The organism is Bradyrhizobium sp. (assembly GCF_016219575.1).
Lineage (GTDB): Bacteria > Pseudomonadota > Alphaproteobacteria > Rhizobiales > Xanthobacteraceae > Bradyrhizobium.
On sequence record NZ_JACRMG010000037.1, the window covers coordinates 65867 to 89506 of the forward strand.

28 protein-coding genes and 1 riboswitch are annotated in these 23640 nt (G+C 65.2%); of the genes, 14 read left to right on the plus strand and 14 right to left on the minus strand.

Annotated elements, in window-relative coordinates; translation table 11 throughout:
• Positions 1-121: 121 nt before the first annotated feature.
• From HZB49_RS27530 to HZB49_RS27540, 3 genes are read right to left on the minus strand one after another with little or no spacing between them, the layout of a single operon-like run.
• A complete protein-coding gene (locus HZB49_RS27530) occupies positions 122-1510 on the minus strand; it encodes an ATP-binding protein (RefSeq protein WP_291617188.1) in 1389 nt (462 codons plus the stop codon).
• Between the two features lie 10 nt (positions 1511-1520).
• Positions 1521-2249 carry a response regulator transcription factor gene (locus HZB49_RS27535; RefSeq protein ID WP_291617190.1) on the minus strand — a complete coding sequence of 243 codons (729 nt, stop codon included), beginning with the start codon at positions 2247-2249 and terminating at the stop codon, positions 1521-1523.
• Between the two features lie 43 nt (positions 2250-2292).
• Positions 2293-2844, minus strand: coding sequence for a MarR family transcriptional regulator (locus HZB49_RS27540; RefSeq protein WP_291617193.1), 552 nt, complete (start codon positions 2842-2844; stop codon positions 2293-2295).
• Between the two features lie 363 nt (positions 2845-3207).
• On the opposite strand from HZB49_RS27540, the gene HZB49_RS27545 reads away from it, so the two are divergent.
• From HZB49_RS27545 to HZB49_RS27560, 4 genes are all read left to right on the plus strand, one after another.
• Positions 3208-4281, plus strand: a complete 1074-nt coding sequence (locus tag HZB49_RS27545) for a branched-chain amino acid aminotransferase (protein WP_291617196.1) — start codon at positions 3208-3210, stop codon at positions 4279-4281.
• A 186-nt stretch (positions 4282-4467) separates the two neighbouring features.
• Positions 4468-5973, plus strand: a complete 1506-nt coding sequence (gene hisS / locus HZB49_RS27550) for a histidine--tRNA ligase (protein WP_291617198.1) — start codon at positions 4468-4470, stop codon at positions 5971-5973.
• A gap of 122 nt (positions 5974-6095) precedes the next feature.
• The gene (locus HZB49_RS27555; RefSeq protein WP_025590867.1) at positions 6096-6299 is read left to right on the plus strand and encodes a tautomerase family protein; all 204 of its coding nucleotides are present in this window, start codon (positions 6096-6098) and stop codon (positions 6297-6299) included.
• A gap of 148 nt (positions 6300-6447) precedes the next feature.
• A complete protein-coding gene (locus tag HZB49_RS27560) occupies positions 6448-6843 on the plus strand; it encodes a thioesterase family protein (RefSeq protein ID WP_291617200.1) in 396 nt (131 codons plus the stop codon).
• A 102-nt stretch (positions 6844-6945) separates the two neighbouring features.
• Here the strand turns inward: HZB49_RS27560 and proC are convergent, their stop codons facing one another.
• Together proC and HZB49_RS27570 are read right to left on the minus strand one after the other, a co-directional pair.
• The gene (proC, locus tag HZB49_RS27565; protein WP_291617351.1) at positions 6946-7776 is read right to left on the minus strand and encodes a pyrroline-5-carboxylate reductase; all 831 of its coding nucleotides are present in this window, start codon (positions 7774-7776) and stop codon (positions 6946-6948) included.
• Positions 7777-7948: 172 nt separating this feature from the next.
• Positions 7949-8449 (minus strand): YbjN domain-containing protein, encoded by a 501-nt coding sequence (locus tag HZB49_RS27570; protein ID WP_291617202.1) that lies wholly within the window; start codon positions 8447-8449, stop codon positions 7949-7951.
• Between the two features lie 409 nt (positions 8450-8858).
• Positions 8859-9011: riboswitch (FMN riboswitch) on the plus strand.
• Between the two features lie 80 nt (positions 9012-9091).
• On the opposite strand from HZB49_RS27570, the gene HZB49_RS27575 reads away from it, so the two are divergent.
• Positions 9092-9658 carry a 6,7-dimethyl-8-ribityllumazine synthase gene (locus HZB49_RS27575; RefSeq protein WP_291617204.1) on the plus strand — a complete coding sequence of 189 codons (567 nt, stop codon included), beginning with the start codon at positions 9092-9094 and terminating at the stop codon, positions 9656-9658.
• Positions 9659-9735: 77 nt separating this feature from the next.
• On the plus strand, positions 9736-10548 hold the full coding sequence (locus tag HZB49_RS27580) for an SDR family oxidoreductase (protein ID WP_291617206.1): 813 nt from the start codon (positions 9736-9738) through the stop codon (positions 10546-10548).
• A gap of 111 nt (positions 10549-10659) precedes the next feature.
• Here HZB49_RS27580 and HZB49_RS27585 read toward each other — a convergent pair whose 3' ends face one another.
• The 4 genes from HZB49_RS27585 to HZB49_RS27600 form a co-directional block, all read right to left on the minus strand.
• Positions 10660-11613: a ribose-phosphate pyrophosphokinase gene (locus HZB49_RS27585; protein ID WP_291617208.1), complete on the minus strand. Its 954-nt coding sequence runs from the start codon at positions 11611-11613 to the stop codon at positions 10660-10662.
• A gap of 230 nt (positions 11614-11843) precedes the next feature.
• The gene (locus tag HZB49_RS27590) at positions 11844-12146 is read right to left on the minus strand and encodes a type II toxin-antitoxin system RelE/ParE family toxin (protein WP_291617210.1); all 303 of its coding nucleotides are present in this window, start codon (positions 12144-12146) and stop codon (positions 11844-11846) included.
• Positions 12147-12148: 2 nt separating this feature from the next.
• Positions 12149-12406, minus strand: a complete 258-nt coding sequence (locus HZB49_RS27595; protein WP_291617212.1) for a type II toxin-antitoxin system ParD family antitoxin — start codon at positions 12404-12406, stop codon at positions 12149-12151.
• Between the two features lie 76 nt (positions 12407-12482).
• Positions 12483-13088 carry a hypothetical protein gene (locus HZB49_RS27600; RefSeq protein WP_291617214.1) on the minus strand — a complete coding sequence of 202 codons (606 nt, stop codon included), beginning with the start codon at positions 13086-13088 and terminating at the stop codon, positions 12483-12485.
• Between the two features lie 175 nt (positions 13089-13263).
• Here HZB49_RS27600 and HZB49_RS27605 point away from each other — a divergent pair, with 175 nt between their 5' ends.
• Both HZB49_RS27605 and HZB49_RS27610 read left to right on the plus strand, forming a co-directional pair.
• Complete coding sequence (locus HZB49_RS27605) at positions 13264-14265, plus strand: NADP-dependent oxidoreductase (RefSeq protein ID WP_291617216.1); 1002 nt, start codon at positions 13264-13266, stop codon at positions 14263-14265.
• A 199-nt stretch (positions 14266-14464) separates the two neighbouring features.
• On the plus strand, positions 14465-14908 hold the full coding sequence (locus HZB49_RS27610) for a CBS domain-containing protein (RefSeq protein WP_291617218.1): 444 nt from the start codon (positions 14465-14467) through the stop codon (positions 14906-14908).
• Positions 14909-15162: 254 nt separating this feature from the next.
• Here the strand turns inward: HZB49_RS27610 and pgeF are convergent, their stop codons facing one another.
• From pgeF to HZB49_RS27630, 4 genes are all read right to left on the minus strand, one after another.
• Positions 15163-15930, minus strand: a complete 768-nt coding sequence (gene pgeF, locus HZB49_RS27615; RefSeq protein WP_291617220.1) for a peptidoglycan editing factor PgeF — start codon at positions 15928-15930, stop codon at positions 15163-15165.
• Positions 15927-16985 (minus strand): SAM-dependent methyltransferase, encoded by a 1059-nt coding sequence (locus tag HZB49_RS27620; RefSeq protein ID WP_291617352.1) that lies wholly within the window; start codon positions 16983-16985, stop codon positions 15927-15929. The genes pgeF and HZB49_RS27620 overlap by 4 nt, the downstream gene beginning before the upstream one ends.
• An 85-nt stretch (positions 16986-17070) precedes the next feature.
• Complete coding sequence (gene lgt, locus HZB49_RS27625) at positions 17071-17901, minus strand: prolipoprotein diacylglyceryl transferase (RefSeq protein WP_291617222.1); 831 nt, start codon at positions 17899-17901, stop codon at positions 17071-17073.
• A 12-nt stretch (positions 17902-17913) separates the two neighbouring features.
• Positions 17914-18645, minus strand: a complete 732-nt coding sequence (locus tag HZB49_RS27630) for a dienelactone hydrolase family protein (protein ID WP_291617224.1) — start codon at positions 18643-18645, stop codon at positions 17914-17916.
• A gap of 201 nt (positions 18646-18846) precedes the next feature.
• Between HZB49_RS27630 and HZB49_RS27635 the strand changes: the two genes are divergently transcribed.
• From HZB49_RS27635 to ychF, 4 genes are all read left to right on the plus strand, one after another.
• Positions 18847-19110, plus strand: a complete 264-nt coding sequence (locus HZB49_RS27635; RefSeq protein ID WP_291617353.1) for an accessory factor UbiK family protein — start codon at positions 18847-18849, stop codon at positions 19108-19110.
• A 254-nt stretch (positions 19111-19364) separates the two neighbouring features.
• A complete protein-coding gene (locus HZB49_RS27640) occupies positions 19365-20114 on the plus strand; it encodes a 50S ribosomal protein L25/general stress protein Ctc (protein WP_291617226.1) in 750 nt (249 codons plus the stop codon).
• 25 nt (positions 20115-20139) lie between these two features.
• The gene (gene pth / locus HZB49_RS27645) at positions 20140-20745 is read left to right on the plus strand and encodes an aminoacyl-tRNA hydrolase (protein WP_291617228.1); all 606 of its coding nucleotides are present in this window, start codon (positions 20140-20142) and stop codon (positions 20743-20745) included.
• A gap of 135 nt (positions 20746-20880) precedes the next feature.
• The gene (gene ychF, locus HZB49_RS27650) at positions 20881-21978 is read left to right on the plus strand and encodes a redox-regulated ATPase YchF (protein ID WP_291617230.1); all 1098 of its coding nucleotides are present in this window, start codon (positions 20881-20883) and stop codon (positions 21976-21978) included.
• 126 nt (positions 21979-22104) lie between these two features.
• Here the strand turns inward: ychF and HZB49_RS27655 are convergent, their stop codons facing one another.
• Positions 22105-22398, minus strand: a complete 294-nt coding sequence (locus tag HZB49_RS27655; RefSeq protein WP_291617232.1) for a DUF4282 domain-containing protein — start codon at positions 22396-22398, stop codon at positions 22105-22107.
• Positions 22399-22592: 194 nt separating this feature from the next.
• Between HZB49_RS27655 and HZB49_RS27660 the strand changes: the two genes are divergently transcribed.
• Together HZB49_RS27660 and HZB49_RS27665 are read left to right on the plus strand one after the other, a co-directional pair.
• A complete protein-coding gene (locus HZB49_RS27660) occupies positions 22593-23060 on the plus strand; it encodes a MaoC family dehydratase (RefSeq protein ID WP_291617234.1) in 468 nt (155 codons plus the stop codon).
• Positions 23057-23542, plus strand: coding sequence for a MaoC family dehydratase (locus HZB49_RS27665; RefSeq protein ID WP_291617236.1), 486 nt, complete (start codon positions 23057-23059; stop codon positions 23540-23542). The genes HZB49_RS27660 and HZB49_RS27665 overlap by 4 nt, the downstream gene beginning before the upstream one ends.
• The last annotated feature ends 98 nt before the right edge of the window (positions 23543-23640 follow it).

Below are 23640 nucleotides of genomic sequence, written 5' to 3' on the forward strand. Positions count from 1 at the left end.
TCGAGTTGGAGGGACCATCGCCGCGGAAAACTCGTGGCCGGCCCCTCACCCGGATCGCATCTGCGATGCGATCCGACCTCTCCCCACGGAAGAGCGGGGAGAGGTGAGTGAGCCAGCTCAGCTAAACCGGAATCCTCACGCTTGCGCGCAAGCCGCCCATCGGGCTGTCGCCGAGCGTGATGTCGCCGCCGTGCGAGCGGGCGATGTCGCGGGCGATGGCAAGGCCGAGGCCCGTGCCGCCTTCGTCCTGGTTGCGCGCGTCGTCAAGCCGCAGGAACGGCTTGAACACCTCCTCGCGCATGTTGGCGGGAATGCCGGGACCGTCGTCGTCGACAGTAACGGTGAGATAGCGGTGGTCGCGATGGCCGGTGATGGAGATCGCGTTGCCGTGGCGCGCCGCGTTGGTGACGAGGTTGGCGAGGCAGCGCTTGAACGCGGCCGGCTTCACCGTGACCACCGGCAGGCCGTGGAAGGCGACGGTGGCCTTGTGGCCGTGGCGCTCGGCGTCGCTGCGCAACTCCTCCAGCGCCGCCGACATGTCGGTCGGCTGGGCGTGCTCGCCGGAATCGCCGCGCGCGAAGGCGAGATAGGCCTCCAGCATCGCGCTCATCTCGTCGACGTCCTTGCGCATGGCGTCGACCTCGGGGCTGTCGCCGATCAGCGCCAGCTCCAGCTTGAAGCGGGTGAGGACGGTGCGCAGATCGTGGCTGACGCCGGCCAGCATCGCGGTGCGCTGCTCGATCGAGCGCTCGACGCGGCCTTTCATCTCGATGAACGCCTGCGCCGCGCGCCGCACCTCGCGCGCGCCGCGCGGGCGGAAGTTGGGCGCTTCACGGCCCTTGCCGAAGCTCTCGGCGGCATCGGCCAGCCGCAGGATGGGGCGGATCTGGTTGCGCAGGAACAGCACCGCGACGATCAAGAGGATCGACGAGGTGCCGACCATCCAGAACAGGAAGATCTCCGAATTGGAGGCATAGGCGGCGCTCCTCTGCGCGAACACGCGCATCACGGCGTCGTCGAGCGCGATGCGGATCTCGACCAGGTTGGACTTGCCGACGGTATCGATCCAGAACGGCCGCGCGATCTGGCGGCCGAGCTGCACCGACAGCGTCTGGTCGAGCAGCGAGAAGAACGGCTTCGGCCCCGGCGGCGGCATGTCGCCGGCGGGCAGGAAATCCACCACCAGGCCGAGTCGCTGCTGCGCAATACGACGGAGCTGGGCGCGGTCCTTGTCCTGCGGATAGACCTTGTAGACGTCGATCAGGGTGGCGATGTCCTGCACCACGGCGGCCGACAGGCGCCGCGTCACCGTGTTCCAGTGCCGCTCCATGAACACGAAGGCGACGACCGACTGCAGCACCACCATCGGCACGATCATGATCAGGAGCGCGCGGGCGTAGAGGCCGGTCGGCATCCAGCTCTTGAGTTTGCCGCTCATCCGGTCGTTGGCCGCGGCCATCCGCTGCGAGGCGGTGCGGATCAGATTGAGGCCGGTGTCGAGCGTGCTCATTATTTGTCTATCAAGGCGAGGCGACCAGGCGATAGCCGATGCCGCGCACCGCCTGCAGGAACAGCGGGTTGGCCGGATCGCGCTCGATCTTGCGGCGCAGGCGGTTGATCTGCACGTCGACGGCGCGCTCGTTCACCGTGCCGCCCGAGGTCAGCGCCGCGCGCGGCACGGTCTCGCCGGGCGCCTGGCCCAGGATGCGCAACATCTCGCGCTCGCGGTCGGTGAGGTGGATGATCTCCTCGCCCTGGCGCAGCTCGCCGCGTTCGAGATGGAACACGTAGGGGCCGAACGCGACCTGCTCCAGCGCCGCCACCTGCGGCGGCGCGCTGCGCTTGAGGATGTTGCCCATGCGCAGCACCAGCTCGCGCGGCTCGAACGGTTTTGCCACGTAATCGTCGGCGCCGATCTGCAGGCCCTCGATGCGGGCTTCCGATTCCGAGCGCGCGGTCAGCATGATGATCGGCACGGTGGAGGACTGCCGGATGAAGCGCGCGAGATCGAAGCCGGTCTCGCCGGGCATCATCACGTCGAGGATGAGCAGATCGAAATGCAGCCCGAGCAGTTTGGCGCGCGCATCACCGGCGCTGGCCGCCGTGGTGACGCGGTAGCCTTCGCTGGCCAGGAAGCGCGACAACAGATCGCGGATGCGGCGGTCGTCGTCGACCAGCAGCACATGCGGGGCGTCGTCGGCCGGCTGTGCCGGCGGCCGCGCTGCGGCCATCATCGCGCTCGCATTCATGGCTTGCTCACTTTCAGGTCTTGCACTCTCAGGTCTTGCACGCTCAGGTCTTGGCGGGCTTGCCGCTGCCGAAGATCGTCTCCAGCACCTTGTCGGGATCGTCGCGGTCGATCATCGCGCGCAGGAACTGGCGCACGGTCTCGGTGCCGGCCGGGCCGATCTCGGCAATCGCGCGGTTGATGCGGTCGGTCTGCATGCCCGCAAGCTTGCCCACCAGCGCCTCGCCCTTGGGCGTGGCGTAGAGCAGGCGCTGGCGGCGGTCGTTGTTGCCGGTCTTCTGGATGATGTAGCCCTCGTCGAGCAACTGCTTCAGCACGCGCCCCAGCGACTGCTTGGTGATGCGCAGCACGTCGAGGAGGTCGGCGACCTTCAGGCCGGGATAACGGTGGACGAAATGCAGTACCCGGTGATGGGCCCGGCCGAAGCCAAAGGCCTCCAGCTCGTGGTCGGCGTCGCCCACGAAATCGCGGTAGGCGAAGAACAGGAGCTCGATGATATCCCAGCGCAATTCGCCCGCGCGGGCGCTGCCGGGGGAGACCTCGGCGCCCCGCGAATCGGGCTGGGCGGCCGGCCTTGAGAAATTTATGTCAGCCATGTTGACATATCTTCGGTTCAATGTTACAAAACTGCCCGTCCGCTACGAAACATTATGTCGTTTCGCTTGCGACAGCGTTCGAGGCGGCCTGAGAAAGCCAGCGATGGCGGCTGAGGCCGGCGAATTGGTCTACCGTGCGATTGTCGAGCGGCATATCGGCAAACATACTGGACTTCGCCATCCCGCAAAAGCATGTCCTGGGGGCACGCGGCTGTGGTAACCCGCCGCAAGACGGGGTGGGGCGAGGCCCGAACCAGCAGCGGCGCGTATCGCGCCAGTCCGGGAGAGAACCCAATGGCTGTTTCTTCGGCTGTTTCCTTGGCCAGCAAGCCGGCACCCGTTTCGACATCGGGAAGCGAGGCAATGAAATTCGAGATCCATCCCACGGCCAGTCCGACGTCCGACAAGGACCGCACGGCCAAGCTCGCCGATCCCGGCTTCGGCCGGGTCTTCACCGATCACATGGCCATCGTCCGCTACAACCAGGCGAAGGGCTGGCATGACGCGCGCGTCGAGTCGCGCGCCAATTTTCCGCTCGATCCGGCGCTTGCCGTGCTGCACTACGCGCAGGAGATTTTCGAAGGGCTGAAGGCCTACAAGCGCGACGACGGCGGCGTGAACCTGTTCCGCCCCGACGCCAATGCGCGCCGCTTCCGCAGCTCGGCCGACCGCATGGCGATGGCGCAGCTGCCGGAAGCCGTGTTCATCGAGGCGGTCGAGCAGCTGGTGCGAATCGACCGGGCCTGGATCCCGGGCGGCGAGGGCTCTCTGTATCTGCGGCCCTTCATGATCGCGAGCGAGGTTTTCCTCGGCGTGAAGCCTTCGGCCGAATACATCTTTGCCGTCATCGCCTCGCCCGTCGGTTCCTATTTCAAGGGCGGCCCCGCGCCGGTCTCGATCTGGGTGTCGGAGAACTACACGCGCGCCGCCGTGGGCGGCACCGGCGCCGTCAAATGCGGCGGCAATTACGCCGCGAGCCTGCGCGCGCAGGCGGAAGCCATCGAGCACGGCTGCGACCAGGTCGTGTTCCTCGACGCGGTCGAGCGCCGCTATGTCGAGGAGCTCGGCGGCATGAACATCTTCTTCGTTTTCGAGGACGGCTCGCTCTCGACGCCGCCGCTCGGCACCATCCTGCCCGGCATCACCCGCGACTCCATCATCCAGCTGGCGAAGGACGCCGGCAAGCAGGTGCGCGAGGAGGCCTACACGATCGAGCAGTGGCGCGCGGACGCCGCCAGCGGCAAGCTGAAAGAGGCGTTCGCCTGCGGCACCGCGGCAGTGATCTCGCCGATCGGCAAGGTGCGTTCCGGAAGCGGCGATTTCCTCATCAACGGCGGCGCCGCCGGCCCCGTCGCCATGGGCCTGCGCAAGCAGCTGGTCGACATCCAGTACGGCCGCACCAACGATCCGCACGACTGGATCGTGAAGGTGTTCTGAGCGGGGCACGTCTTAAGGGACGAACGAACTAGCCACATTTGACGTCATGCCCGGGCTTGTCCCGGGCATCCACGTCTTTGGTACCGCCAACGAGGTGGCGCGTGGATGGCCGGGACAAGCCCGGCCATGACGAGTTCTTGGATACGCTGGTTGCCGCGTCGCGCATCGGCTGGTACCAAGCCGCCCATGAAGGACAAACCCAAGAAACCGCAGAAATTGAAGGCGCGCCTGCCGCGCGGGCTGGAAGATCGTGGCCCCGCCGCGATCGCGGCGACGCGGGCGATGGTCGAGAAAATCCGCGAGGTCTATGAGCGCTATGGCTTCGAGCCGGTGGAAACGCCGGCGATGGAATACACCGATGCGCTCGGCAAGTTCCTGCCTGACCAGGACCGGCCGAACGAGGGCGTGTTCTCGTTCCAGGACGACGACGAGCAGTGGATCTCGCTGCGCTACGATTTGACCGCGCCGCTGGCGCGCTATGTCGCGGAAAGATACGGAACGGATAGCCTGGTTCTGCCGTATCGCAGCTATCGTTTCGGCTGGGTGTTCCGCAACGAAAAGCCCGGCCCCGGCCGCTTCCGCCAGTTCATGCAGTTCGACGCCGACACGGTCGGAAGCGGCTCGCCCGCGGCCGACGCCGAGATGTGCATGATGGCGGCCGACACGATGGAGGCGCTGGGCATTCCGCGCGGTTCCTATGTGGTGAAGGTGAATAACCGCAAGGTGCTTGATGGGGTGATGGAGTCGATCGGGCTTGGCGGCGATCAGAATGCCGGCCGTCGACTTACCGTGCTTCGGGCGGTCGACAAGTTCGATCGATTGGGTGAAGGAGGGGTTCGCGCGCTGCTTGGCGAAGGCCGCAAGGATGAGAGCGGCGACTTTACCAAGGGCGCGGGTCTTCAAGGCGATGCCGTCGACCTGGTCCTGAATTCTACGTGCCCGGAGACGGGGACCAACGACGAGATCATCGCAAAGCTCGCGCGGGGTACCGACTACGAGGCGGGCGCCGAAGGCGTCACTGAGCTGGCGGCCATCTCGCAGCTTGTTGCTGCCTCCGGCTATAGCGACCGCGTTCGCATCGATCCCTCCGTCGTCCGTGGCCTCGAATACTACACCGGCCCCGTCTACGAGGTCGAACTCCTGCTCGACACCAATGACGAGAAGGGCCGCCCGGTGCGTTTCGGCTCGGTCGGCGGCGGCGGGCGCTATGACGGCCTCGTCTCGCGCTTCCGCGGCGAGCCGGTGCCGGCGACCGGATTCTCCATCGGCGTGTCGCGGTTGCAGGCGGCGCTGACCATGCTCGGCAAGCTCGACACGCGGCCGGATTTCGGCCCCGTCGTCGTGACCGTGTTCGACCGCGACCGCGTCGCCGACTACCAGAAGATGGTAGCCAGCTTGCGCAGCGCCAACATCCGCGCCGAGCTCTATCTCGGCAACCCCAAGAACATGGGCAACCAGCTCAAATATGCCGACCGCCGCAATTCGCCTTGCGTCATCATCCAGGGCTCGGACGAGAAGGCGCGCGGCGAGGTGCAGATCAAGGATCTGATCGAGGGCGCCAAGGCGGCGGCCGCGATCGCCTCTAACCAGGAATGGCGGGAGACGCGCCCTGCGCAATTCTCGTGCAGGGAAGACGAGATCGTCGCCAGGGTGCGCGACGTGCTGGCTCGGCATGACGTGAAGTGGGGTTAGCTATTCGCTGCCACCGTCATGCCCGGGCTTGTCCCGGGCATCCACGTCTTGTTTGATAGTGAAGATCGTGGATGGCCGGGACGAAGCCCGGCCATGACGAAGAACAAAAAGGGAGTAGCGAAATGCCTGAGATTACCGTGAGCATGGCCGCGGGCCGCACCGACGAGCAGAAGGCCGGCATGATGCGCGACATCACCCAGGCGCTGGTGAAGAATCTCGGCGTCGATGCCGATGCGGTGGTGATCCAGATCAACGAGGCGCCGCTGGCCCACAAAATGAAGGGCGGCAAGACCTTCGTCGAGCGCGCAGCTGCGGCGAAGAAATAACTGTCGCCCCGGCGGCACGCCGGGGCCCATAACCACAGGTGCTTGTGGTTATGGCAGGCTGGGGCTCCAGCTTTCGCTTACATCTGACATCGGTGGTTATGGGTCCCGGCGTTCGCCGGGACAACACCGGTGTGTTCGGAATATCTCCATGGACGCACGCGAATTCATCCAGGTCGGCATGAGCGTCGAGCGCACGCTGGTGGTGCCGGCGGAGCGCACGGTCGGGCATTTCGTGCCCGGCATGCCCATGGTCTATGCGACGCCGATGATGATCCTGGAAATGGAGATGGCCTCGGGCGATGCGATCCGTGGGCATCTGCCGCCGGGCTGGGTCACCGTCGGCACCGAGGTCGATGTCCGCCATCTTGCCGCAGCGCTGGTCGGCGCCACCGTGCGCACGATTTCGAAGGTGATCGCGGTGGAGCGCCGCGTGATCCGCTTCGAGGTCGCGGCATTCGAAGGCGAGCGCAAGCTCGGCGAAGGCCGTCACGCCCGCGGACTGATCAACGTGGCGAAGTTCAACGCGCGGCTGGGGGCGAAATAAAGACTCGTCATGCGCGGGCTTGACCCGCGCATCCATCCTGAAACGAGTCCTTTTCAAGAATGATGGATTGCCGGGTCAAGCCCGGCAATGACGGCTTAGCCGTCACTTCGCCAGTTCCATCGAGCGCTTCGTTGCCGCGGCAATCGCGCGGATCATCAGCGGCTGCAGGCCGTCCTTGGCCATCAGCACTTCCAGTGCGGCCTGTGTGGTGCCGCCGGGCGAGGTGACGTTCTGCCGCAAGGTCGCCACCGGCAGATCGGAGCGGTGCAGCAGTTCGCCAGAACCAGCGACGGTCTCGCGTGCAAGCTTCATCGCAAGCCCGGCCGGCAGGCCGGCTTCGACGCCGGCGCGCGCCAGTTCCTCTGCGAGCAGGAAGACATAGGCCGGGCCCGAGCCGGAAACGGCGGTCACGGCGTCCATCAGCTTCTCGTCCTCGGCCCACTCCACCGCACCGGTGGCGCGCAGGAGCGCATCGGCGATGGCGCGCTGCGCGGCGCTGACGCCCTTGGCCGGCACCGCCACCGTGATGCCGCGGCCGATCGCGGCCGGCGTATTGGGCATCGCGCGCACCACCATGCCGCCGCAGACTTCCTCCAGCGCGGAGATTTTCGTGCCGGCCATGATCGAGACCACCAGCGTCGACGGTCCGACGAACGGCTTGACCAGGGGGCCTGCTTCGCGGAACGACTGCGGCTTCACGGCCAACACCAGCGTCTCGGCGGCGGCCATGTCTTTCGGATTGATCCGAACGCCCTTGCCCGCCAGCGCCTTGATCTCGTCGGAGGGAGTAGGCTCGACCACCACGACGCGCTTGGCATCGAGCCCGCCGGCGAGCCAGCCGGTCAGCATCGCGCCGCCCATCTTGCCCGCGCCCGCCAGCACGATGGTGCCGGTGATGTTTTTCAAAGCGTTGCTTGTGCTCACGATGTTCACCACGAATACCGCCGTCGTCCCGGCGAAAGCCGGGACCCATAACCACAGTCGGTTTTAGTGGACGGAGGTGATCGCAACAAGCATCGTGCGACACAATTGCATTCACGGAATATGGGTCCCGGCGTTTGCCGGGACGACACCGAGTGTGCCGTGGTGCTGTCGGCTAAGAGCCTTACGCCTCGCCTGCGGTGTCGAACATCGCGGCGTTCATCGCTTCCTGCGCCGATTTGCCGGCCCAGACCACGAACTGGAACGCGGGGTAGTAGCGCTCGCAGCCATGGATGGCGCCGGCGACCATCGCCTCGCACTGCGCGGTCGAAGCCGTCAGGCCGTTCGGCAGCACCAGCGCCTGGCGGTGCATGACCATGCCGGTGTGCATCCAGAGATCGAAATGGCCGACCCACAATTGCTCGTTGATGGCGGCGACCAGCCGCTGCACCTCGTTGAGCCGCGCCTGCGGAATCTTCATGTCGAAGGCGCAGGCCAGGTGCAGCGCCTCGATCTCGCCCATCCAGGTGAAGGAGAGCTGGTAGTCGGTCCACTGGCCCTTGGTGACGATCGTCACCTCGTCCTCGCCGGAACGCTCGAAGGCCCAGTTGTTGTCCGACGCGATGTCTTCGACGACCGCGAGCGGGTTGGTCTTGGAATCAACGATGCCTTCGAGGAGGGACATTTCCGTCTCGACCTTGTGTTCTTGCTTGGTTGGTACGAACGCGAGCGACCGGCTGGCGCGCGACGTGCTCGTCGCCGCCGACTGCAATCCCCCGATCGGCTCAGAGCATCTTTGGGGCCTGCGCGGATCAAGTGATGTGATTTGCGGAATCCGCGCAACCGCGGCCGGAGTCCGTCCACAGAATGGGCTGTGGATTCCACAGCTCAATCGTTAATTTCGGAACAAAACGGAATCGGAATCGCCGCATTTACAATTCGTTAACGAATGTACCGGCCCGGTTTCGGTGCATTTGGCCGCCCCGAGATTCGATTTTCGGCATGGGGACATGCGGTTTCGGCGTGTCATGGCCTCTTGCCCGCCCCGGTGTGCGACTTATAGTTCCAGTCAGGCCGGTCCATTCCGGGTCGGCCGATGTTCTCAGGGCGGGGTGAAAGTCCCCACCGGCGGTAAGGGCGGCAACGCCCAAGCCCGCGAGCGCCTTCCTCCCGAAACGGGGGAAGGGTCAGCAGATTCGGTGTGAATCCGAAGCCGACGGTCAAAGTCCGGATGGAAGAGAACGGTTTGCGGCGCTTCACGCGAATAGCCTTCGCGTGGGCACCGACGTTCCGTGTGCCCTGATTCTGGTCCTGAAAGAGGAAAGCCATGAATCAGACCTTGCTTGAAGCAGAAGCCAAGACCCAAATCCCCGACACACCGCAACCGCCCGGGCGTCCGCCCGCGCCGGTGCATCCGCGTTTCGCCAAGCCGCAGCGCATCGCCTTCGTGCAGGCCTGCTGGCATCGCGAGGTTGTGCAGGAGGCGTGCACCGCCTTCCTCGACGAGATGGAGGCGCGGCATGTGCCGCGCTCGGCGGTCGACCTGTTCGAGGTACCGGGCTCGTTCGAGATCCCGTTGCATGCGCAGATCCTCGCCAAGACGCGGCGTTACACCGCGATCGTGGCGGCCGGCCTCGTCGTCGACGGCGGCATCTATCGCCACGAATTCGTGGCCGACACCGTGATCAAGGCGCTGATGGACGTGCAGCTGCGCACGGAAGTGCCGGTGTTCTCGGCGGTGCTGACGCCGCAGCAGTTCCACGAGAGCGCGGTGCATTACGAGTTCTTCCGCAAGCACTTCGCCATCAAGGGCGTCGAGGTCGCGGAAGCCTGCGCCAACACGCTGCTCAGCCTGGAGCGGCTGCGCGGCCAGGTCGCCGCGGGCATCGTGTAGCCCGCACGTCCGCAGGCGATTGCACAACGGCAACTCCCGGCTATCCTGCCGGGAGTTGTCTCTTGAAAGGGGGCGGCATGAGCGATGATAAACATTCCGACTGGCTCGGCCTGTCCGGCCGCGTTGCCGTCGTCACCGGCGGGGGCGGCGGCATCGGCCGCGCCACCGCAGTGAGTTTTGCGAGGGCGGGCGCCAAAGTCGCCGTCATCGATCGCGACGAGAAGGGCCTGGACACGACGCGCAGCGAGTTGCGTGCGCTCGGCGCCGAGCCTGTGGTGGCGGCCTGCGACACGTCGGATGCGGCGAGTGTCGCGGCTGCGGCGGAAGCAGTGGAGAAATCGATCGGCCCGTGCGGCATCCTCGCCAACACCGCGGCCATCCTGCGCGCGGGCGGACTGGACACGCTGACGCTCGCCGAATGGAACGCGACGCTCGCGGTCAACCTCACCGGCTATTTCCTCTGCGCGCAGATCTTCGGCGCCCAGATGCGCAAGCTCGGGCGCGGCAGCCTCGTGCATGTCGCCTCGGTGGCCGGCTCGAATGCGCAAGGATTTTCCGGCGCCTACAGCGTCAGCAAGGCCGGCGTCGTCATGCTGTCGCGCCAGCTCGCCAGCGAATGGGGCCCGCACGGCATCCGCAGCAATGTGGTGAGCCCCGGCCTCGTGGTCACGCCGATGAGCCAGGCGTTCTACGACACGCCGGGGGTGACCGAGCGCCGGACCGCGGTGGTGCCGATGCGCCGCATCGGCGCGCCGCAGGACATGGCCGACGCGATCCTGTTCCTCGCCAGCGACCGGGCGTCCTACGTCAACGGCGACGAGATCACCGTCGACGGCGGCTTCACGCGAACCATCATGAATCTGGTGCCGCGGCCGGGCCACGGGTCTTGAAGCTGTAGGGTGGGCAAAGCGAAGCGTGCCCACCTTTCTTGCAAATATTTCTGAGATCAGCGCGCGGAAGGTGGGCACGGCGCAAGCGCGCCTTTGCCCACCCTACAAATCCTAGTCGAACAGGCTCGACACCGACTCTTCGGCCGCGGTGCGCTGGATCGCTTCCGAGATCAGATCGGCGATCGAGAGCGAGCGGATGTTCGCCGTCTTCTTGATCGCGTCGGTGGCCTGGATCGAGTCGGTGATGACGAGCTCTTTCAGTTTCGACGAAGCGATGCGCGCAGCGGCACCGCCGGACAGCACGCCGTGGGTGATGTAAGCGTAGACATCCTTGGCGCCGTTGGCGAGCAGCGCATCCGCCGCGTTCACCAGCGTGCCGCCGGAGTCGACGATGTCGTCGACCAGGATGCAGGTATAGCCGGCGCATTCGCCGATCACGTTCATCACCTCGGACTCGCCGGCGCGTTCCCTGCGCTTGTCGATGATGGCCAGCGGGGTGTTGATGCGCTTGGCGAGCCCGCGGGCGCGCACCACGCCGCCGACGTCGGGCGACACCACCATCACGTTGGAGAGGTCGAAGCGCTCCTTGATGTCGCGCACCATCACCGGCGAGGCGAAGAGGTTGTCGGTCGGGATGTCGAAGAAGCCCTGGATCTGGCCGGCATGCAGGTCGAGCGTCATGACGCGGTCGACGCCGGCCTGGGTGATCAAATTGGCGACCAGCTTGGCCGAGATCGGTGTCCGCGAGCCGGAGCGGCGATCCTGGCGGGCATAGCCGAAATAGGGAATCACCGCCGTGATGCGGCGCGCCGAGGAGCGGCGCAGCGCGTCGGTGATGATCAGCAGTTCCATCAGATGGTCGTTGGCCGGAAACGACGTCGACTGCAGGATGTAGGCGTCCGAGCCGCGGACGTTCTCCTGGATCTCGACGAAGATCTCCATGTCGGCGAAGCGCCGGACCACGCCCTTGGTCAGGGGGGCACCGATTCCGTCGGCGACCGCCTGTGCCAGCGCAGGATTGGAATTTCCGGCAATCAGCTTGATGGAGCCGTTCTTGGCGGACATCGACGCCTCTTTCCGCGCCTTGCTGGATACGACGTTCAGCATCTCGCTACACACCCTCGAGCCCGGCGGGTTTCGATGGGCGAGGGAATAACAGGGACAAAGTGTCGCTGGCAACCCGCTACCCTGGTTTTCCCGAGCAAAAATGGCCCGAAAATCTCCGGGATTGGCCGTTCATGGAGGATTTGAGTTAGGCGGCCGTCGGTTCCCCGGCGGGTTCGATTCCGCCCCAGTCAGCGCCGCTCCCGTATTGAGATGCGCGTGAGGTCGCGTGCACCGTCGACCACGCGAACGATCCGCACATTGTCGTCCTCGATGCGATACAGCGCCAGCCAGCGGTCGATAACCAGCATGCGCGCGTCTGGCGCGATGTCGGGACGTTCCGGACCAAGGGCGGGAAAGTCCGCAAGATCCCGGCAGCGCGACTCAATGCGTTCCAGGCAGCGGTCTGCCGTTGCTTGGCTGTCGGTGGCGATGTGAATCCAGATATCGATGAGGTCGGTGCGGGCTTGGTGCGTGTAGCGAACCCGCGCCATAGCTACTTCGTCTTGCCCAGTTTCTTGCGGGCCTCAGCCTTTACTGCAGCCAGGTCAAGCTCGCCTGCGTCGCCGCTGGCGAGACCCGTCTGATAGGCCTCGCGGAGCCACTGCAGCTTGGCAGCTTCGATCTGCTCGTGGCGCTCCATCAAGCGCAGCGCCTCGCGCACGACTTCGCTAGCCGAGGTGTAGCGGCCTGACGAAACCTTTGCGTTGACGAATTCACCCAGTTCGTCGGTCAGCGAGACGTTCATATTCATGGGCCGGCTCCTTGACGACCAATATGGCGCCAACCACAGACTTTGGCAATGTTAGGCATTTTTCGCCGGAGGGTAGTCAGTGCGCGTTATAGGCGAGGGCTCGCACAGACGATGCCGCGTCGGCCACCGCAGGCCCGCGTTTTCCCGGGGTCGGGGCGGGCGGCGGCGCGTCGGCCGGCGTGCCGTTGATCATGCTGGAGAGGCCGGCGAGGCCGGCTTGCGCGATTCTCCGCAGCACCATGTCGTCGGCATGGGCCCAGGCGTCGCGGCCACCCTTGCCCGCGGGCTCCTCGCCGGACAGGCGCAGCGCGCGCTGCTGGCTGCCGTCATAGACGTCCCAGACCCAGGCGATCACAGTGCGGCCGCGCACCACCTGCGCCGAGAGATAGCTGCGCACGCGATAGGTCGCCGCACTCTCGCGCGAGACGATGGCGAGGTTGCGCAGCTTGGATTCGCTGTCGAGCACGCCGACCATGCGGTCGAACACCTGCGGCGGCGGGCCGTCGATGGATTCGAAGGTGACGGTCGCAGGCCCGCCGGTCGCCAGCGCAAACGCGCCGCCCGCCGGGCCGCCGGTCGAGGCGCAGCCGCCCAGTGCGCATGCCGCCAGCAGCGCTGCTGCGATTGCCGCGCGCGAAACAAGCCGGCTGGTCCGGCGCAGTCTGGTTGACGCGTCCCTCATCGACCCCTGCGATATCGTTAATGGCCGTTAACGTCTAGGGCAGCCGGGACACAGCAAGAGGGGGAAAACGGCTGCGATATCAGCCGGATTTGCCTCATCCTGGGACAAAGGCGGTATGCCGGACGGGCTTTCGCGCTACTATGGCCGCAACTCGTCCATCGGGCTGGGGTGATGCATGCGGGCCTTTCTTCTCGACGGCTATGGGGCGATTGCGGACCACGTGAAGCTTGCGGATGTCGTGGATCCCATCCCGCGGTTCAACGAGGTGGCGATCGAGATCCATGCCGCCAGCCTCAATCCGATCGACTTCAAGATCGTGCGCGGCGACCTCAAGCGGGTGTCGAAATATCAGCTGCCACGCACCTTCGGCTTCGATGCCAGCGGCGTCGTGTTGTCGGCGGGGTCGCAAACGACCAAATTCAAGCCGGGCGACGTGGTCTATGCGCGCGCCTCGCGCGAGAGCATCGGCACCTTCGCCGAGCGGATCGCGCTTCCCGAACAGTTCGTCGCGCTGAAGCCGGCGCGCGTCTCGCATGCGGAAGCCGCCTCGCTGCCGCTGGTGGGCCTGACCACGCTGCAGGGATTTGGCAAGGTCGGCGCCCGCGCCGGCCAGCGCATCCTGATCCATGCCGGCGCCGGCGGCATCGGCACCTTCGCGGTTCAGTATGCAAAGCACATCGGCCTCCATGTCACCTCGACCACCAGCTCGAAGAACGCCGACTTCGTCAAATCGCTCGGCGCCGACAGGGTCATTGCCTATGACCGCGAGAACTATCTCGAGCAGGGCGGCGACTACGACATCGTCTACGACACGCTCGGCGGCGCCTTCACGATCGACGCCTTCAAGGTGGTGAAGCGCGGCGGCGCCGTCATCTCGCTGAGCGGTCCGCCCGACCGCGATTTCGCCCGGCGCATGGGCGCGGGCCTCGTGGTGCGCGTCGCGGTCTGGCTGATGAGCCGGAAGGTCTATGCGGCGAGTGAAGCCGCCGGCGCCAGCTATTGCTGGTTCTTCACCGAGCCGGATGGCGAGCAGCTGCGCGAGATCGCCGGCCTCGTCGACAGCGGCGCGATCAAGCCGGTGATCGACCGCGAATTCGCCTTCGAGCAGCTGCCGGAGGCGCTGGCCTATCTCGAGAAGGGTCGCGCCCGCGGCAAGGTCGTGCTGAAAGTGAAATAGGCGGAACGTCTGCAAGTGATCCGAAGCGGACATTGAGCGAAACGCAAACGTTGTTATCGGTCACGCTAAGTCCCGCTGTCGGGATCGGTGGCAGGCTTTTGCCGCGACATCGGCGCGGTGCTGACAAGGCAGGATATTTCGACTAACCTTCAATGCGACGATCAAGGCGATGCAGGACAGGGCCCACGAGAGAAGATCGATGAGCACAGTAAAAAGCGCTCTGGCACAGAAGAGTGGCGCCCTGATCCATGTTCGTTCCGGCGACATGATCGTCGAGGCTTTGCGCCAGATGCGCGAAAAACGGGTCCGGTCGGTGCTGGTCATCGACGACGACGTGCTGGTCGGTATCGTGACCCAGGGTGACTGCGCAATCAAAGTGCTGCTGCCCGGGCTCGATGCGAAGCAGACGCCGGTGGGCCAAGTGATGACGGGCAACCCGGTGACCGTCAAGCCGGACGATCCGCTGGACGGCTGCATGGCAATGATGGCTAAGCGCGGTTTTCGCCATCTGCCAGTGCTGGACGCGGGCAAGGTCGTGGGCGTGATCTCGATCGGAGACGTCGTCAAGAACATCATCCGGGATTTGGAGCACAACGTGGACGACCTGATGGGCTTTATCATGAGGGACGGCCCCGGGGGCTGACAGGCGAACCGCGGTGCCGTCGCATCCCGTCCGCGATCCTGCGGCGGGCGTCATCGGATGCCACCGCTTGGTTAAGTGATCTGCTGAGAATGACCGCCTGTGGCCCCTGAAGCGCGATGCGATTTGGTTGAATCGTCATCGCGCTTTAGGTTGTTGTTTGAGCATGATCTTTTCGGAAAACCGCTTCACACTTTTCCGGATCATGCTCTGGCAGACCTCGTCAATGTCTGCTTTCGGCTCCAACGATCACCGCCCTATTCGCGCTCCAGTGCGATGGCGTGGACGTGGCGGCCGTAGTCCGGCTCTTTCCGATGCACCGAGCGGCGATAGCTGAAGCAGCGTGCGTCGGAATAGGTGTCGATGCCGAGATCGTCGATCAAGAGCACGCCGGCATTCTCCAGCCGCAGGCGGATGAAGCCGCCGAGGTCGAACATTGCGTGTCCGTCGCGCTCACCCGGCAGGAAGAAACGTCCGTACTCGGCGTCGGCATCGAGGAAGCGTTCGACGAATTCGGGGCCGACTTCGTAGGAATGCTGGCGGATCAGGGGGCCGATGGCGGCGACGATACTGCCTCTGATGGCGCCGAGCTTCTCCATCGCTCCGATGGTGGATTCCAGGATGCCGGTGAGCGCGCCCTTCCAGCCGGCATGCGCCGCGCCGATCACGCGCGCTGAGGGATCGACGAACAGGATCGGGCCGCAATCGGCCGTGGTGACGCCGATCGCAAGGCCTTCCGTGCGGGTGACGATGGCGTCGGCCCTGGGGCGTGATCCGTTCCATGGCCCTGACGCCACGACCGTATCGGGCGAATGGATCTGGTGCAGCGTGAGGAAATGCTCGGGCCTCACGCCCATCTGCGTTGCCATCCGTGCGCGGTTTTCCGCAACCTTGGCCGGATCGTCCTGTGACCCGGGCCCGCCGTTGAGGCTGGCATAGACACCGTCGGACACGCCGCCCTCGCAGGTGAAGAAGGCGTGGCGCAGGCCGGGCACGGCCGACAGCAGCGAAGAGCCGAGCATCATCGCTTCGCTTCCTGCGTCTCGTCGGAAAGTCCGGCGAGCGAGATTAGATCGGGCTGCGAGATGCCGATCACCTTGAACATCGATCCCATGCCGCCGCGGCCGGTTTCGGTGAGCCGCTTCAGCGCGCCGTCGATGTCGGCCGAGACTTCGTGCGTGGCCTTGGCCATCAGCGTCGCCGCTCGCGTCTCGATGCCGAGCCGCTTCAGGAAATCGCCCTGCGTCACCGGGCCGTGCACGCGCGCGCCGAGATCCTCCGCCGCGCGCGCCAGCGCCTGGAAGTCGACATGGGCGGTGACGTCGGCTTGCCCCGGGTTCTTCAAGGGGTCGGTGAAGCTGTGGCGGGCGATCGCCTGGAAGGTGTCACCGGCATCGCTGCGCAGATGGCCGTAGTCGATGATCAGCGCCGCGCCGTCCTGCTCGCGGACGCGGCGGGCGATCTTCATGATCTCCTTGTCCGGCCGCCATTCGAAGATGGCGCCGACGGGAGCGGCGCGCACCAGCGGCGGCAGCAGCACCTCGAAGCGCGGCGTCGGTTCGGGCATATGGCCGAATACCAGCTTCTCGTTCTTGTCGAGCTCGACGGTGCGCTCGTGCCAGCCGGTCTCGCGCTTGACCATCTGGTGGATCGGCAGCACGTCGAAATATTCATTGGCGAAGATCACCGCAGGGCCGTCCAGCACGTCGTCGATGCTGTCGTGCCAGGTGATGTTGCGCACGCCCGACAGCGTCGAGCGCTGCTTTTCGCGCAACACCGGGTTCACCTCCACCATGTGGATGGTGAGCGACTGGTAGAGCGGCGGCAGCACCCGCAGCGCGCGCAGCGCATCCGCCATCATGGTGCCGCGGCCGGGGCCGAGCTCGATCAGCCGCAGCAGCGGCGGCTGGCCGATCGCGCGCCACACCGAGGCCGCCCACAGGCCGAGCAGCTCGCCGAACATCTGGCTGACTTCCGGCGCGGTGGTGAAATCGCCCTCGCGCCCGAGCGGATCGCGCGACACGTAATAGCCGTGCTGCGGATGCATCAGGCACAGTTCCATGTAGCGCCAGACCGGCATCGGTCCCGACGACTTGATCAGTTTTCTGATCTCACTCAGCAGCGGCGAAAATTCAGCGTTCACGTTCAGCCCGGAATGAAATTAACTATTTGGCGGCGGTTCCCTTGCCACGCCATGCCAGCACAATAAGGATGATCCCTGCAACAATCATCGGCAGCGACAGCAGCATGCCCATGGTCAGGCCGCCCCACAGGAAGCCGAGCTGCGGGTCGGGCTCCCTGAACAATTCGCCGGTGATGCGCGCCAGCGCGTAGATCGCGATAAAGCTGCCGAGGATCAGGCCGGGCCGCCTCAAGGCGCCCATCCGGATCATTATCGCCAGCACTGTGAACAACAGGATGCCCTCGAGCGCCGCCTGGTAGAGCTGGCTCGGATGGCGCGGCAGCGGCCCGCCATTGGGAAAGACCATCGCCCAGGGCAGGCCGGGGTCGGCGAGGCGCCCCCACAATTCGCTGTTGATGAAATTGGCGAGCCGCCCCAGGAACAGGCCGATCGGTCCGACCGCGGTCACGATGTCGCCCAGCGACAGGATCGGGATGCCGTTGCTGCGGGCAAACCACATCACGGCGACGACGCAGCCGAGGAAGCCGCCGTGGAACGACATGCCGCCCTCCCAAAGCATGAAGATCGCGGCCGGATGCTGGATGAAGAAGGGCAGATTGTAGAACAGCACATAGCCGGTGCGGCCGCCGACGATGATGCCGACGGTGACCCACAGGATGAAATCGTCCATCTGCGCCAGCGTAATCGGCGCCGGCCCGCCCCACAGCTTCTCGTTCTTGATCAGCGCGCGGGCATAGATCCAGCCCAGCACGATGCCGCCGATATAGGCGAGCGCATACCAGCGGATCGCGATCGGTCCGAGCGAGATCGCGACGGGATCGAAGACGGGAAAGGCGATGGCGAGATAGGGCATGCGCTCGGAAGACTAGACGAGATTGCGGCGATAGAGCGAGAGCAGCCGCTCCCAGTGCCGTTCGGCGGCGTCGCGGTGATAGACCGGGCGCTTCGGGAAGGCAAAGCCGTGATGCGTGCCGGGATAGATCTCCACCTCGTTCTTCGTGCCCTTCATCGCCGCACTCACCTTGTTGATGATTTCCTGCGGCGCGTAGATGTCGGTCTCGGCGCAGGCGAAATAGAGCTCGGCCCCGGTCTTGCTTGCGGCCAGGTGCGGACTGTCGGCCTGGTCGGTGGCCAGATGCGTGCCGTAGATCGAGGCTGCCGCCTTGACCCGATCGGGAAAATGCGTGGCCGCGTTCACCGCGTAACGCCCGCTCATGCAATAGCCGACGGTGCCGACGATTTTCGTGTTTGCGGCCGGTTGTCCCTCGGCATAGGCGAGCAGCGCCGTGGTGTCTTCCATCACAAGCGGGATGTTGATCGAGTTCATGAAGCCGAACATCCGCTTGCGTTCGGGCGCCTCCGGATCGGGCGGAATCGGACCCAGCTCCATCACGCCGGAGCGGTAATAGAGATTCGGCAGCATCACGTAATAGCCCGACGTGCCGAGCCGGCGCGCCATGTCGCGCAGCTCCTCGCGGATCGCCGGCGCATCCATGTAGAAGATGATGACGGGAAACGGCCCGCCGCGCTCGGGATGGGTGATGAAGGTGGTGGTCTTGCCGTCCCTGGTGGGAATCTCGACTTGCTGATCGATCATGGGCGTTTCGCTGCCGTTGGCTGATTCTGATTTTTGATTTGCGCGCACAATACGATTGCAAGGAAAGGCGAACATGACAAGGCAATGGTCCAGGGCATTGCCAGGGCAAGCCCGGGCATGGCGGGCTTGAACTCGGGGGCCGGCATCGCCATTGTCTTGTTTGAAATTGCCGTGACCTCATTCGCAGCGGAGAGTTTTGCGATGACCCAGACCACCAACCGGTTCTTCGACGAGATCGGACGCCTGATGAACGACGCCGCCGGCGCCGCCCAGGGGGTCAAGCGCGAGGTCGATGCGGTCATGCGCAACCAGGCCGAACGCATCCTGCGCGACCTCGACCTGGTCAAGCGCGAGGAGTTCGAGGCGGTGAAGGACATGGCGCGGCTGGCGCGCGAGGAAAACGAGGCGCTGAAGGCGCGCATCGCGGCGCTGGAGGCCAAGCTCGGCGGCACGCCGACTGGCTAGGCACTTTCTTTCCTCGTCATGCCCGGGCTTGACCCGGGCATCCACGGCTTTGGTGCCAAGAACGTGGATGGCCGGGACAAGCCCGGCCATGACGAAATCGGGGTCGTTTCACCCCACATTTCCTTGTCATTTCCAGACTTTGAGGCTAAAAGCCCGCCAACTTCGCAGCCCCCGCACCCCTGGAGGCTTGCTGCGGAGTGCGCAATAGGCCGCCTTGCGGCCTATATTCTTTTACAAAACAAGGACTTAGACAAATGGCGACGACCGTCAAGGAATTGAAGGCGACCGCACGTCCGAAGAGCGGCAAGGGGGCCGCCCGGGCAGAGCGTCGCGCCGGGAGAGTTCCCGGAGTGATCTACGGCAACAACCAACCCCCGGTGACCATCTCGGTCGACGACCGCGAACTGCGCCAGCGCATCCTGGCCGGCCGCTTCACCACCACGCTTTACGACATCGATCTCGAGGGCAAGAAGCACCGCGTGATTCCGCGCGACTTCCACCTCGATCCCGTGCGCGACTTCCCGATCCATGTCGACTTCATGCGGCTCGGCGAAGGCGCCACCATCCGCATCCACGTGCCCCTGCACGTGGTCAACTCGGAAACCGCTCCGGGCATCAAGCGCGGCGGCACCGTCAACATCGTCACCCATGCGCTCGATCTGGAGTGCTCGGTCGACAACATCCCGCAATATATCGAGGCCGACGCCTCGGGGCTCGAAATCGGCCACTCGCTGCATCTGACCGACATCAAGCTGCCGGCCGGCGTGAAGTCGCTGACCCGCAGCGATGCGACGCTTGTCACCATCGTGCCGCCCTCCGGCTACGCCGAAGAGCAGAAGGCGGCTGCGGCTGCTGCGGCGGCTGGTGCTGCGGCTCCGGCGGCGGGCGCGGCTGCTCCGGCGGCGGGTGCTGCGGCTCCGGCGGCGGGCGCTGCGGCTCCTGCAGCGGGTGCTGCGGCTCCGGCGGCGGCGAAGGCGCCTGCCGGCGGCGACAAGAAGAAGTAAGGCGGCTCCGGCAGGATGCCGCGTCATGCGCCTGTTTGTTGGCCTCGGTAATCCCGGCGCGAAATACGCGCAGAACCGGCACAACATCGGGTTCATGGCCGTCGAGGAAATCGCACGGCGTCATGGTTTCGCACCATGGCGCCGTCGTTTTCAGGGCGAGACCTCGGAAGGCACGCTCGAACGCGAGCGCGTCGTGCTGCTGAAGCCGGCGACCTACATGAACGAGTCCGGTCGCGCCGTGCAGGAGGCGGCCAACTTCTTCAAGATTGCGGCCGGCGACGTCACCGTGTTCCAGGACGAACTTGAGCTGCCGGCGGCGAAAGTGCGGGTGAAGGTCGGCGGCGGCATTGCCGGTCACAACGGCCTGCGCTCGATCTCCTCGCATATCGGCAACGACTACCGCCGGGTGCGGCTCGGCATCGGTCATCCCGGCATCAAGGAGATGGTGCATCACCACGTGCTGTCGGATTTCGCCAAGGCCGACCGGCCGTGGGTGGAGGCGCTGTGCGAGGCGATCGCCGACAATGCAGGCTTGCTTGCGGCGGGGCAGGACTCCTCGTTCGCGAACAAGGTGCATCTGGCGCTGCTGGCGAAGGGATTTTTGGACAAATCGGGCGAAGGTGAAAAGTAACGCTCGTCATCGCGGGACTTGATCCGGCGATCCATCCTTTCAAGAAGGATGGATACGCGGGTCAAGCCCGCATATGACGACATCAAATTAATTCAGGCGCAGCGGCTTGGTGCGCGCGAAGCGGAAGATACGTTAATGGGATTCAAATGCGGTATCGTCGGCTTGCCCAATGTCGGCAAGTCGACGCTGTTCAACGCGCTGACGGAAACGGCGGCGGCGCAGGCGGCGAACTATCCGTTCTGCACCATCGAGCCGAATGTCGGCGAGGTCGCCGTGCCCGATCCGCGGCTCGACAAGCTCGCGGCGATCGCCAAGTCCGGCCAGATCATCCCGACGCGGCTGACCTTCGTCGATATCGCCGGCCTCGTGCGCGGCGCGTCGAAGGGCGAGGGCCTCGGCAACCAGTTTCTCGCCAACATCCGCGAGGTCGACGCGATTGCGCATGTCGTGCGCTGCTTCGAGGATTCCGACATCACCCATGTCGAGGGCAAGATTGCGCCTTTGGCCGATATCGAGACCATCGAGACCGAGTTGATGCTCGCCGACCTCGACAGCCTCGAGAAGCGCGTCGACAATCTCTCCAAGAAGGCCAAGGGCAACGACAAGGAGGCCAAGGAGCAGCTCGACCTCGTCAACCGCGCGCTGGCGCTGGTGCGCGACGGCAAGCCGACCCGCCTGCTCGAGCGCAAGCCGGAAGAAGAGCGCAGTTTCCGCATGCTGGGGCTGCTCACCTCAAAGCCCGTGCTCTACGTCTGCAACGTCGAGGAAAGCTCGGCCAAGGACGGCAACAATTTCTCGAAGCAGGTGTTCGAGCAGGCCAAGAAGGAAGGCGCGGTCGCGGTCGTGATCTCCGCCAAGATCGAATCCGAGATCGCCACTCTTTCGCGTGAGGAGCGCGCCGAGTTCCTGGAGACGCTGGGGCTGGAGGAAGCCGGCCTCGACCGCCTGATCCGTGCCGGCTACCAGCTGCTCGACCTCATCACCTATTTCACCGTCGGCCCGAAGGAGGCCCGCGCCTGGACCATCGACCGCGGCACCAAGGCGCCTGCGGCCGCCGGCGTCATCCACACCGATTTCGAAAAGGGCTTCATCCGCGCCGAGACCATCGCCTTTGACGACTACGTGGCGCTCGGCGGCGAGGCCGGCGCACGCGACGCCGGCAAATTGCGGCTGGAAGGCAAGGAATACGTCGTCGCCGACGGCGACGTGATGCACTTCCGGTTCAATACGTAAGTGATGCGTAGGGTGGGCAAAGGCGCGCTTCGCGCCGCGCCCACCTTCGCGAGCACGCCCGTGAAGGTGGGCACGCTACGCTTTGCCCACCCTACGATGCTCTACGATTCCTGCAATGACGAAGGGCTAGTGCATCCCGCCCTGGTCGCGGATGGCGCCGAGGTGCTCGTTGATGCGGAACACGATCAGGATGAACTCGGCGGCGATGCGCGAGAACACGATGCCGACCACGACGCTGGCGATCGAGGACAAGAGCAGGATGAAGCCGACGAACGGGCTGATCGCCATGTAGGTCAGGCCCGACAGGATGCCGTAGATGCCGAACAGCACGATCAGGCCGATCGCCAGCCAGTAGAACGTCTTGATGATGGTGGGCGTGATGAAACGGTCCCACTGAAACAGATCCTGCAGATCGAACATCTCTCTTCCCCCAGCCTGAAGGCAGATTAGGTCGCGTCGAACCCGGCCGTTGGCCTAGCCCCGAAAAACGCCCCGGACAAGCCCGCAAGAGCGCCCGAATCGGCGCGCTCATGCGCCATGCATTTGCTCGGGTTGAGATTGCCGGAAATAACGGCCACAATCGGGCTTCCTTCCGGCATTTTTCTCCCTGAGCTATGACCACGCTGACATTCGAAGACTTCAAACCCGGCCGTTTCGGTACGTTCGGCCCGCGCCGCGTCACGCGCGAGGAAATCCTGGAGTTTGCGGGCGAATTCGACCCGCAGCCGATGCATCTCGACGAGGAGGCCGCCAGCCGCTCGATGCTCAAGGGCCTGTCCGGCTCGGGCTGGCATCTCTGCTCGGTGATGATGCGGCTATTGTTCGACGGCTTCATCGGCCGCACCGCCTCGCTCGGCTCGCCCGGGGTGAGCGAGGTGCGCTGGATGGCGCCGCTGCGTCCCGGTGACGAACTGACGCTCGACGTCGACGTGGCCGAGGCGCGGGTCTCGAAGAGCCGCCCCGACACCGGCATCGTCACCTTCAAGTGCACCGCGCGCAATGCGGCGGGGCAGGCGCTGTGCGAGATGACGTCGCCGATCATCGTCAGGCGGATCGTCGCGACGGCGGAGCAGTCGCGATGAATTTCTACGAGGATATGGAAATCGGCGCTCGCCGCGAGATTGGCGCCTACACCTTCACCGCGGAAGCGATCAAGAAATTCGCCGCGAAATACGATCCGCAGCGCTTCCACCTCGACGAGGAGGAAGGGCGCAAATCGCTGTTCGGCGGGCTTGCCGCCTCCGGCTGGCATGTCGGCTCGGCCTGCATGAAGATGCTGGTGGCCGACGGGCAGCAGAGGGTCAAGGAAGCCATCGCACGCGGCGAGAAGGTCGCGGTATGGGGACCATCGCCGGGCTTTCGCGACCTGCGCTGGATCCGCCCGGTGCTTGCCGGCGACACCATCAGCTTCTCGACCGGCATCGAGTCCAAGCGCTTGTCGGAAAAGCGTCCGGGCTGGGGCATCCTGCAGGCCCGCACAGGCGGCGTGAACCAGCGCGGCGAGGAGGTCTATTCCATCCGCGCCACCGCCTTCGTGCCGCTGCGCGATGCGGCGGCGGCGTGATTCTCTCCACTCGTCATGCCCGGCCTTGTGCCGGGCATCCACGTCTTCGGTGCCGCGGAAAGAAAGACGTGGATGGCCGGGACGAGCCCGGCCAACGG